Here is a 5,607-nt window from a genome sequence, read left to right as displayed (position 1 = left end):
CTGAGCCTTAGAGAGATGGATGTAGAAAAAATCAGAGGTTTAGAAAGAGCCTTCAGAGTAAGAACAGGTAAAATATAGAAATAATCTTTGTTGCAGAAAATAGTGAGAAAACAGGCTACATCACAGAGCAGTAAACGTCTGGGGAAACCTCCAAACATTCTATGCACAAATGGGAAAAGACGGACACATACACATACCCAACTCCAACTAGAACTTATGAAAAACACAGAAACAAGTCTGATACACTACGTCCTAGAAGTAACCCTAGAACCTACATGAAGAGATTTGACTTAAAGTCTTCTCTACACAGTCGGATGCTTTGCACAATGAAAATGAGTTAATGTTCTAGAAGTTGGAACTTTTGGTTAACATAGCCCCAAATGTGTTGCTTTCTCTCATGGAATAGATGTGGTTTATTCTGGAAAATGCTATTTGCCAGTTGCTGACGAATATGTTAAAATATAGAGCCTCAGAATATGAGGATGGTGGTTTCATGCCTGAAGGGGTTCTATTGACTAACGAAGATAGAGCTTTACTGGTGAAAGTAAGCAGTTTGCTTGAGGAAGTAGTGGAAACTTTCAGCGTACTAGAGGATAAGGAAGCGATGTCATGCCTGAAGAAGGCTGAAAAAGACGTCGAAGCTGGAAGAGTTAGAGACTATGACAAGTTCCTCAAGGAACTGGAAGAATCTGACGAAATATAGGCTTCGAGTTACGAAAACTTTTGAAAAGAGCTTTAGGGTTTTTGACAATCAGACAAAAAGAAGAATAGATTTGACGATAAGGATGCTTGAAACGAATCCTTGTATAGGAAAACCTTTACGAGCTAGTCTTGCATGTTCCCGTATGAAAAGAGCGTTTGGTTATTCTGTGAAGCAATATCCGCGGGATTTTAGGTCTTCAAGGTAGCGTTCGAGTGAAAGAGGGCAGTTAATCAAATCCAAAAATTTGTTCCACTCCAGTTTTACTTGCATGGACATTTTGTTAATCAAGTAATCGTCGATTTCGTTGTGCCCATGGCTGACTTTTGTGCGTATGGAAGTTTTCTTGCCGTTAACATGGAAAATTAGGAAAGTATGGTCTCCTTCAGCTTGAACAAAGCCCTTCTTCTCTAAACCACTAAGAACCTTTCTTGCTTTAAGGATGGCCAAGCGGCGCACCTATTGTTTTATGAAGCGAAGAATTCTTCTTTTGAGTTCTTTAGCGTCGCTTGTTAACTGTGCATCATCTTCCTTGCCGTACTCGTTCCAGATGAATATGATTTCATCTTCAAAGTCTTTTATGCATTCTTCAAGTTTAGGCGAGACGGCAACGATGCCTAATTCTTCGTTTTGACAAGAGTACACGTTGCCTCTGAAGGAAACATTAGCAACTATGGGTTCTGCAAATGAAAGAATTTTATCGCCAGCCGTAACGTGGTCTAATGCAATGAAATATGCTGCGTTTACATCTTTTTTTCTGAGTGTAGTTAGTAATTTTTTCATTTCTTGCGGAGTGGCAAATTGTGGATAAGCACCAGTGAAATCGTTTGTCGACTCCTTAAGCTTGAAAAGTATGCCTTCGCTTGTTTCGACTACTTCTAGCTTGGTACCCTCTGCTATTTTGAATTTTTTGCGCAGTCGAGCAGGAATAGTAGTCTGACCCCTCTTTGTTACAACAACTTCATTTTCCATTATTATGCCCGCGCAGTAAGTTAATAGTGATTCTTTGTTAAAGGCTTTTTTCATGTCCGCACATTATCTTTATGTGACAAAGCCTTAGTTCAATGAACCAAAAGATGCTCAGACAAGCTTACACCAGTGACCTCTCAGAGCCAGCATCATACTGATTAGTAGAGATGCCAAGGTGGAAACTAGAGCGATAAACAAAAGAAGACCAATACGAGTCAAATAACCACGAAGTCTAGACTGGGCACATTAAGAAACCATCCGGCTCTAAGGTGTTTAAACCTAGCTTTAGACGGTTAAGAGATTTCGCCCACGAATTTTTCTTTTTTCCGCTTATCTTTTGACTGACAGCAGAAGAAGAACACGTTTTTTTGCGTGTTTCTGAACAGCTCATTTTAAGCCGTTTTTTGAAACGAAGCTTAAGTTAGTGGCAGATTGCGTCTTTAAACGTCGCTAAGCGGTTGCAGGCGTCTGGAAACGTCTGAGAAGGAAACGTGAAGAACAACTTGCCACCTACCCAAAAGTCACCTTCAAAACGCCCCTTCAGCGAGGCAACTGCGTCCAAATCCCAAAATTGATGCGATGGCAGTTCAAACTGGAGCCCAGCCAAGTCCTCAAAGTCACCGCAAGAGCAATAAATGTCTAGGCAACATCCAGACTTTCTATGCACAAATGGGAAAAGATGAACGCATACTCATAACCCCAACTCCAGCTAGAACTGATGAAAAACAGGGAAACAAGCCTCGTCGGATACGTTCTGGAAGTAACGCTTGAACCTGTTTAGTGACTTTGAAGCCTTGAGCCCCGATTCAGTTAAAAGGCAGAATCTATTGGGATTTGCCGTTAAGCTTCGTTTATCATTTCTTGAATTGCCGGCTTCAGAATTGGCAAGCGTTTCTTGGCAGTTTTCCACAAAATCTCTGTATCAGTTTCGGGATAATCATGAGTTAGAATGTTCCTCATTCCAACGATTTTGGACCATGGAACTTCAGGCTGAGTTTTGCGCAGCGCAGCAGGCACTTGTCTGGCTGCTTCACCAATGATTATAAAGTCCATCGCCACAGCACGTATAACCATCGTGTTTTTGGAGAAATCTGCAAAAGAAAGCCCTTCCATGAACTGTTCAATTTCTTCCACGGCGTTAAGTATATCCTCCAAGTAGAGCTTCAGATCTCGGGTCATACGTAAATCGTCTCTTGCAATATCTTATCTTTAATTCGCTGCTTTAGAGCGCGTTTTTGGACTACGTCTACTTTGGTTTTAAGTTTTCGACTAAGAAATTGTTTGAGTTCAATCAGGTCTAACAAGTCAATGTCATTTGGTTCAGCAAAAATAACGAGAATATCTACATCACTGTTGGCTTTTTGTTCCCCTCGAGAGTAGGACCCAAATATCCCTACAGTCTCCACTTGGAACTTCTCTTTCAAAACAGGCTTAAGCAACACCAACACAGCTTTTATTTCGCCAACTGACTTCATAATTACTCCAATAAGGGCGATCAAAGTAAAAATGTTTGCGATGAACAGATGCTGCCCTGTTTAGCAGATTCTGGAAACCAATCCGTCAAAGCCGCTGTCAAAACTCATAATCTGCTTAATTCCCCTCATCTCCATAAGCGCTATAGAAGTGCAGTCCGTGAAGCTCAAGGGCTTATCTTTAAGAGCGCTGAATTTTTTCCATGCTTTTTCAAAGGATTCTTGGGCAATCCATATTTTTGTGATTCTAGGCGATGAGATAATAAACATGCCTAAGTCTATGGCTAAATCGTGTTTTTTTGTTCTCACCAAAGCTGTGGTGATTGCTTCATCGATCACGTAGTCCGAAGTGAATATCCTACTGAAATCGCTTTTTAAAGCCTGCTTCATGAGCTCTTTGCTTCTTGAATGGAACTCATCGTCTGCGTTGTGCAGGGCTACAAAGATTCCGGTGTCGACAAAAACGGCCATGGTAGTCAGCAGCCATAAACGAATTCGTCTATCCTTGTTGAAGAGTCTTTTACGCCCCAGTGTTTGGGGTTGTTGAGTGCTTTCCAGGCGGGGTCGTCTTCAAGAACTGGCAAATGCTTGAGTTTCTTGACGAGTTCTTCCTCGTTTTCGAGAGCGTAATCAATCATTAAACCTATGGCTTCTTGCGTTGTTATTTTTATGTTTTCTTGAAGCATAAGAGAAGCTAAAAACAGATCTACTTTGGTTTTTTTCCGCTCTTCGATTTTGATAGCAGTAGTCATTTGGTTATCGCCATAAACAAAGTGGAAAATGATACTTTAATACTTTACCACTATCAGGTCTTTTATCTGCTGCAGAAAACACAGAAAAGAAGGTATGGAGTTGCGAGAAAGCAATTTTCGTTTTTCCCAATGCCAACGTGAAAGCGCATCATTAATTTTATCAGTTGGGCAAAATGGGAATTCGGGAAGAGGGTTTATGGCGGGTTTTTGCGCAGCTACTTTTTTTCGTTTTGCCATTATGGTTTACACGGTAAGTAGTCGTAGACGAGATTCTTTTTTCGTCTATAAGGATGGTTTCTTCAGGGGTTTGGGGTTTTATTTTTCCTTTAAAAGTTTGAGGAATCTTTCTCTGCTTATTCCAGCTTCCTTAAGCATAGCTCTTGATAGCCCTGGTTTGACGTCTTTCCCAGGATGCATGGGAATGACTACTCTCGTTTTCTGGTCGTTTATTAAAATAACGTGGGAGCCTTTCTGGCGAATAACTTTGAAACCTTCTTTCTCCAAGATTTTAATTAGTTTATTTGGGTCTAGCGGCGATATTTTAGGCAAGTGCTTTCACTTTTTGGAAGCCCACGACTTTTTGTTTTAGAAGATCTTTCTTTTCGCGGTCGGTTAAGGTTTCCACGTAAAGGTCTATGGCTTCTTTCACGTTTTCCATAACTTCTGTCAATGTGTCACCTTGAGTGTGGCATCCGGGCAGAGCAGGAACAATAGCCACGTAGCCGCCAGTTTCGTCCTCTAGAAGCACTACATCAAACTCGCGCATTAATTTCGCCTTAATCTTAGAGGGGCAACGGTTGATATAAAAATTCTGATGGAAAAATGGTTTATGCAAACTTGGATATTCTGCTGTTTTTTGCTATAGTCTAAAGGGTAATCATCGTTTTTCGGTGAGAGACTATAACTCTTTGTTTGGGTTTTCCGCTGCGTCTTTGTCTGATAGGAAAATGGAGTTTCCCTGACTGTTGGCTGAAGCCGTAGTGCGACTTGGGTCGCTGATAGGAGAATGCTGTCTGAAATACAGAGAGTTAAAGGGATTAAGTGAGAAAGAGGTGAAGTGGTTAGGTAGTCGGGGTCTGTTTGGAAACCTGACCTTCGTCTGGTCTTCTTTCATAGGAGTAGAACAAGCGGTTTTGCGTGTTTTTGGTTGGTTTGTTTTTGGGTTGCTTTTTTGAGATAAAGCTCAAATTGGTTGTAGGCTGCGTCAGTAAACGTCGTTAGACATCAATAAAAGTCGCCTGGCGTCAGCAAAAGGATGGCTGTTCGGGTTTGCCAATTACCCAAAAGTCACTTTCCAAACGCCCCTGCAAAGAGGCAACCGCGTCCAAATCCCAAAGCTCATACGCTGGCAGTTCAAACTGGAACCTAACCAAGTCCTCAAAGTAACCGCAAAAGCAGTAAACGTCTGGGGCAACACCCAAACCTTCTACGCACAAATGGGAAAAGACGGTCGCATACTCATAACCCCACTGGTTGTTGTGTGTTAAAACCGTATTGGTTGCGAACAGAAGTTATTGCCGGCTAACTTAATGTTTTTATATTCATTTACTGAATTATTCAGTGGGTGAATAGTTTGAGGTTCATTAACCGTGAAGCAGAACTCACAGAACTGAACATACTGCATAAGCTGTCGGAGAAAAAATTGTTTGCGGTAGCATTGTATGGGCTTCGCAGAGTCGGAAAAACTCGACTACTTCTGGAGTTCTTAAAGGAT

Annotated in this window: 12 protein-coding genes; 1 reads left to right on the top strand and 11 read right to left on the bottom strand. The window is 41.4% G+C overall.

What is annotated here, in order from left to right:
• Positions 1-451 precede the first annotated feature (451 nt).
• Positions 452-703, top strand: a complete 252-nt coding sequence (locus tag NWF01_06665) for a hypothetical protein (GenBank protein ID MCW4024702.1) — start codon at positions 452-454, stop codon at positions 701-703.
• 159 nt (positions 704-862) lie between these two features.
• Here the strand turns inward: NWF01_06665 and NWF01_06660 are convergent, their stop codons facing one another.
• The 11 genes from NWF01_06660 to NWF01_06610 form a co-directional block, all read right to left on the bottom strand.
• Positions 863-1,150 (bottom strand): hypothetical protein, encoded by a 288-nt coding sequence (locus NWF01_06660; protein MCW4024701.1) that lies wholly within the window; start codon positions 1,148-1,150, stop codon positions 863-865.
• 9 nt (positions 1,151-1,159) lie between these two features.
• Positions 1,160-1,726, bottom strand: coding sequence for an AbrB/MazE/SpoVT family DNA-binding domain-containing protein (locus NWF01_06655; GenBank protein ID MCW4024700.1), 567 nt, complete (start codon positions 1,724-1,726; stop codon positions 1,160-1,162).
• Between the two features lie 364 nt (positions 1,727-2,090).
• Positions 2,091-2,276 carry a hypothetical protein gene (locus NWF01_06650; protein MCW4024699.1) on the bottom strand — a complete coding sequence of 62 codons (186 nt, stop codon included), beginning with the start codon at positions 2,274-2,276 and terminating at the stop codon, positions 2,091-2,093.
• A gap of 233 nt (positions 2,277-2,509) precedes the next feature.
• Positions 2,510-2,848: a DUF86 domain-containing protein gene (locus NWF01_06645; GenBank protein ID MCW4024698.1), complete on the bottom strand. Its 339-nt coding sequence runs from the start codon at positions 2,846-2,848 to the stop codon at positions 2,510-2,512.
• A complete protein-coding gene (locus NWF01_06640) occupies positions 2,845-3,144 on the bottom strand; it encodes a nucleotidyltransferase family protein (protein ID MCW4024697.1) in 300 nt (99 codons plus the stop codon). Before NWF01_06640 ends, NWF01_06645 begins: the two co-directional genes overlap by 4 nt.
• 60 nt (positions 3,145-3,204) lie before the next feature.
• On the bottom strand, positions 3,205-3,612 hold the full coding sequence (locus NWF01_06635) for a type II toxin-antitoxin system VapC family toxin (GenBank protein ID MCW4024696.1): 408 nt from the start codon (positions 3,610-3,612) through the stop codon (positions 3,205-3,207).
• A gap of 5 nt (positions 3,613-3,617) precedes the next feature.
• Positions 3,618-3,893 (bottom strand): hypothetical protein, encoded by a 276-nt coding sequence (locus NWF01_06630; GenBank protein ID MCW4024695.1) that lies wholly within the window; start codon positions 3,891-3,893, stop codon positions 3,618-3,620.
• Between the two features lie 36 nt (positions 3,894-3,929).
• Positions 3,930-4,130: a hypothetical protein gene (locus NWF01_06625; protein ID MCW4024694.1), complete on the bottom strand. Its 201-nt coding sequence runs from the start codon at positions 4,128-4,130 to the stop codon at positions 3,930-3,932.
• Between the two features lie 78 nt (positions 4,131-4,208).
• Complete coding sequence (locus NWF01_06620) at positions 4,209-4,442, bottom strand: type II toxin-antitoxin system HicA family toxin (protein ID MCW4024693.1); 234 nt, start codon at positions 4,440-4,442, stop codon at positions 4,209-4,211.
• On the bottom strand, positions 4,435-4,659 hold the full coding sequence (locus NWF01_06615) for a type II toxin-antitoxin system HicB family antitoxin (protein MCW4024692.1): 225 nt from the start codon (positions 4,657-4,659) through the stop codon (positions 4,435-4,437). The genes NWF01_06620 and NWF01_06615 overlap by 8 nt, the downstream gene beginning before the upstream one ends.
• Before the next feature lie 478 nt (positions 4,660-5,137).
• The gene (locus NWF01_06610; protein MCW4024691.1) at positions 5,138-5,314 is read right to left on the bottom strand and encodes a hypothetical protein; all 177 of its coding nucleotides are present in this window, start codon (positions 5,312-5,314) and stop codon (positions 5,138-5,140) included.
• Positions 5,315-5,607 lie beyond the last annotated feature (293 nt).

The sequence above is a fragment of the Candidatus Bathyarchaeota archaeon genome, assembly GCA_026014585.1.
Lineage (GTDB): Archaea > Thermoproteota > Bathyarchaeia > Bathyarchaeales > Bathycorpusculaceae > Bathycorpusculum.
Note: the sequence above shows the minus strand (reverse complement) of the source record. Positions and strands in the feature narration are given on the sequence as shown.

What these genes read in the sequence shown, in the direction of transcription:
- NWF01_06655 (MCW4024700.1), bottom strand. Translation starts at nt 1,726, where the DNA reads ATGAAAAAAGCCTTTAACAAAGAATCACTATTAACTTACTGCGCGGGC.
- NWF01_06645 (MCW4024698.1), bottom strand. Translation starts at nt 2,848, where the DNA reads ATGACCCGAGATCTGAAGCTCTACTTGGAGGATATACTTAACGCCGTG.
- NWF01_06635 (MCW4024696.1), bottom strand. Translation starts at nt 3,612, where the DNA reads ATGGCCGTTTTTGTCGACACCGGAATCTTTGTAGCCCTGCACAACGCA.
- NWF01_06640 (MCW4024697.1), bottom strand. Translation starts at nt 3,144, where the DNA reads ATGAAGTCAGTTGGCGAAATAAAAGCTGTGTTGGTGTTGCTTAAGCCT.
- NWF01_06630 (MCW4024695.1), bottom strand. Translation starts at nt 3,893, where the DNA reads ATGACTACTGCTATCAAAATCGAAGAGCGGAAAAAAACCAAAGTAGAT.
- NWF01_06615 (MCW4024692.1), bottom strand. Translation starts at nt 4,659, where the DNA reads ATGCGCGAGTTTGATGTAGTGCTTCTAGAGGACGAAACTGGCGGCTAC.
- NWF01_06665 (MCW4024702.1), top strand. Translation starts at nt 452, where the DNA reads ATGTTAAAATATAGAGCCTCAGAATATGAGGATGGTGGTTTCATGCCT.
- NWF01_06625 (MCW4024694.1), bottom strand. Translation starts at nt 4,130, where the DNA reads ATGGCAAAACGAAAAAAAGTAGCTGCGCAAAAACCCGCCATAAACCCT.